The sequence below is a fragment of the Pseudomonas sp. 05N434 genome, from assembly GCF_056396965.1.
The window spans coordinates 1-373 of the sequence record NZ_JBFTMK010001196.1 but is presented as its reverse complement, the minus strand read 5'-3'; the positions used below and the strand labels follow the sequence as shown (position 1 = coordinate 373).

The 373-nt window shown below is 52.5% G+C and carries 1 protein-coding gene; it reads right to left on the bottom strand.

Annotated elements, in window-relative coordinates; genetic code table 11:
- A partial coding sequence (locus AC1DLB_RS32400) for a PLP-dependent transferase (protein WP_477786584.1) occupies positions 1-373 on the bottom strand: 373 nt, incomplete at both ends.

Genomic DNA, 373 nt, shown 5'->3' with positions numbered 1-373 from the left:
GTTTACCTCGCACTAAAGCGAAAGCTTGTTTTAGGTCAGCCAATAAATCTGTTGAATCTTCAATACCTACGGATATTCGAACCAAACCTTCGGAGATTCCAAGTGCCTGACGTTCTTCCAAGGTATTTTCCACGTGACTGGTCGTCCGAGCCGGCCCATAGATGGTCTCGACAGCGCCCAGATTACCCGCCCGATGCGCATATCTGAGCAGCGGTAGCAAACGAGTCACTGTGTCCATGCCTCCTTTCAGCACGAAGCTGACGATGGCGCCGAATCCGTTCATTTGCGAACGAGCGATGTCATGACCTGGATGTTGAGGCAACCCCGGATAGTTCACCGACTCAACCAGCGGTTCGGTACAGAGGTACTCGGC